The following is a 3,277-nucleotide window of genomic DNA, read 5'->3' as shown; positions in this document are numbered from 1 at the left end:
TCAAATATGATCCACCCCTCAAGGGAGATGAAGGATTTCAGGTTCCTCCCGGTATGGAGGATGTATCCTTTATTCTGGAAGGACAGCATTTTCTCACCGAAGGTGTGGCTGTCAGGATTGTGGAACCATGATTCTTTCCAATTATTCGGTGCGTCATCCTGTTGTGATCGGGATACTCCTCATTGCTCTGGTCCTGTTCGGACTCCTGTCTGTTCAGGGAACCAGGCAGGATTTTATCCCCAGCATTGAGCTGCCCACCGCAGTAGTCGTCACCAGCTGGCCCGGTGGATCGCCCCGGGACATGGAACGGGAGGTCACCAATCCTCTGGAAAAGGAACTGGGAACCCTGGCGAATGTACAGGACATGACCTCCACCAGCATGAACTCTGTCTCCTTGATCACCATCGAGTTCAACTGGGGAGAAGATCTGGCCCTGAGGATTCCCGAGGTTCGTGAAAAAATATCAGTGGCTCTTTCGGAACTACCCGATGGGATCAGCGGTCAGCCTGAAATATTTCGTTACAACTCCAATGTGATGCCCGTATTTGTGGCTGTGGTCGAAGGCCCTGCCTCAGTGGAAGAGAAGACCCGCTTCCTCCGGGACCGGGTAGTACCCCGTCTGTCCAGAATCAAGGGAGTGGCAGAAGTCGTCCTTCAGGGAGACAGGGATGAGGAGCTGAGGGTCACAGTCAGCCCGGACCTTCTGGCTTCCAGGAAGCTTTCCCTTCTGGATGTATACGGGGCCTTGTCCCAGGGGAGTGTTTCTTTTCCCGGGGGAGATGTGCAGATCCGGGATTATCGTCTGAATGTGAGAACCGATGGAGAGTTCAGAACGCTGGAGGACATAGAAATTCTCACCCTGGCCTACCGGGATGGAACTCCTGTGAGTCTGGGAGATGTCGCCTCTGTGGAAATCAGACAGGAAACACCGGAAAGTTATGCCCTCAGCCGGGGGGATGAAACCCTCTCGGTGGCCCTGATCCGCCGCAATAATGCGGATACACGGGGCATTATTCTGGAGGCCAGAGAGCTTCTGGCCCAGGTGGAAGCCGAAATCCCTGGAATACAGTTCCGCACCGTCAATGATGACGGAGTGAATATTGCCCTGTCCATGAAGTCTGTCAGGAATTCGGCCTTGACCGGGGCTGTTCTGGCCGTCCTGGTGCTTCTCTTCTTTCTTCATAATATCCGGATGACCTTCATCGTCGGTCTTTCCATTCCCCTATCAATCCTTATCGCCTTTCTGGGATTGAAAATCAGAGACCAGTCTCTCAACCTGATGACTCTGGGCGGGCTGACAGTGGCCATCGGCATGATGGTGGATTCTTCCATTGTCGTTCTGGAAAATATTCATTCCCACTTTGCCCGGGGAAAGACGGCCCTCCAGGCTGCTATTGACGGGACTTCCGAAGTGGGAGGGGCTGTGCTTGCGTCCACAACGACCTCTCTGGCTGTCTTTATTCCCCTTCTGTTTTTGAAAGACTACACGGGGATCATCCTCAAGGATGTGGCCTGGACAATCATCTTTTCCATCTTCGGGGCTATGGTGGTTTCTCTTGTGGTGGTTCCCTGGCTCTCATCCCTGATTCTGGTAAGGGGGGAGGTCGAACAAAAATCCCGAACCGGCCGCCTGACGTCTCTCATCGAATCGGGACTGGACAGGATGCATGCTGCTTATGAAAAGGCTCTCTCTTCTGTTCTCCATCACCCCGGATTCACCATCTTCACGGCAGTTTTCTTTCTGATGACCAGCCTGTTGATTTTTAACCTGCTGGGATTCTCATTTTTAGGCCCGACGGATATGGGGGAAGTCAATATTTATATGGAGATGCCCGATGGTTATACCCTGGAACAGACTCGTGACAAGTCTCTGAGGGTCATGGAGTATATCCGGGAGAGTGTTCCCGAACTGGAGAGCGAACTGGCCTATCCCGGGCGGGAAGGGTCGGTGAGTCTGACCAATTCTCCGGGAAGATCCTTCGTTACTCTCCGGCTTAAATACCGTTCTCAGAGAGAGCGGTCTGTATTTGAAGTCATGGAACAGCTGCAGAGAGAAATCCCGGCCAGGATTCCAGACGTAAAGGTTCTGGTAAAAAACGGGGGACTCAATGCCAAGGTGGATCTCAGTTTCGGCGGGAGCGGATACAGCATCGAACTGGCAGGCTCCGATCTGGATGAAGTCATCCGCAGTGCCCATCGTCTGGAATACTGGATGGCCCAGGACCCTGATACGGAGAAAACCTCTCTGAATATCTCTACGGGACGAAGAGAAGGCATCATCCGTCTGGACCCGGAACAAGCAGGACGCCTGGGGGTCAGCCTGCGGGATACAGCCTGGTTGCTGCGGCTTCATCTCAATGGGGCTACTGTGGGGAAATTCAGGGAATCCGGATTGGATCGGAATATCTTTCTGACCACCGAGGATGCGGGGAACCCTGTCCGGGAAGACCTGGTGAACACCATCTTTGTCCCTTCCGCCTCCTCCCGGTACATCAATCTTGCCAATATCGGGGAGTTCAAGATTCAGGAAACCTACTCTTCCATCAAGCATAGCGGCCGTCTGCCCTCGGTGATTGTCACATCCTCCCTGAAGGGGAATGATCTCCGGGGGATCAACGAACGAATCAGAGGGATAATTGATGAGGAAGGGTTCCCTTCTGGAGTAAACTGGCGCCTCGTGGGCAGCGCCTCCGAAACTTTCGGGGCCTTTGCCTCTCTGCTGAGGGTCATGGTGATAGCCCTCTTTCTGGTATATATGGTGATGGTCATTCAGTTTGAACGCTTCAGGCAGCCCCTGATTGTCATGGCATCGGTTCCCTTTATCCTGGCGGGAATGGCCCTCTCTCTTCTGCTTATGGGATCCACTCTCACGATTATCGCCTTTCTGGGAGGCATTACACTGGCGGGGATCGTTGTGAATAACGCCATTGTTATGATTGACTATATCAATATGCTGCGCTTCCGGGATCATATTCCTCTGAAGACAGCCGTACTGTCGGGCGCCTCCAGCCGGCTGAAGCCCATACTGATGGCGACATTGACAACCGTTCTGGGTATCCTACCCATGGCCATGGGACTCGGGGAAGGATCTGAAATGTATGCCCCCCTCGGGCAGACAATCGCCGGGGGACTGATCAGCTCAACACTGATCACCCTCTTTCTGATACCTCTGCTCTACTTTAAGATGGAGCAGCGGGTAGAGGACAGGAAAAAGGTTTCAGAAAATCCGGCGGTCAAACTGCCTCAGCAATCCCAGGACGGCCAAAGTATAGAGTAG

The 3,277-nt window shown here is 53.3% G+C and carries 1 protein-coding gene; it reads left to right on the top strand.

The annotated features are described in order from the left end of the window. Positions 1–127 precede the first annotated feature (127 nt). On the top strand, positions 128–3,277 hold the full coding sequence (locus PF479_RS01485; protein WP_298001515.1) for an efflux RND transporter permease subunit: 3,150 nt from the start codon (positions 128–130) through the stop codon (positions 3,275–3,277).

The organism is Oceanispirochaeta sp. (assembly GCF_027859075.1).
GTDB lineage: Bacteria > Spirochaetota > Spirochaetia > DSM-2461 > DSM-2461 > Oceanispirochaeta.
Note: the sequence above shows the minus strand (reverse complement) of the source record. Positions and strands in the feature narration are given on the sequence as shown.

Bases quoted from the DNA above. Each gene is read 5' to 3' on its own strand.
- PF479_RS01485 (WP_298001515.1), top strand. From the start codon at position 128: ATGATTCTTTCCAATTATTCGGTGCGTCATCCTGTTGTGATCGGGATA.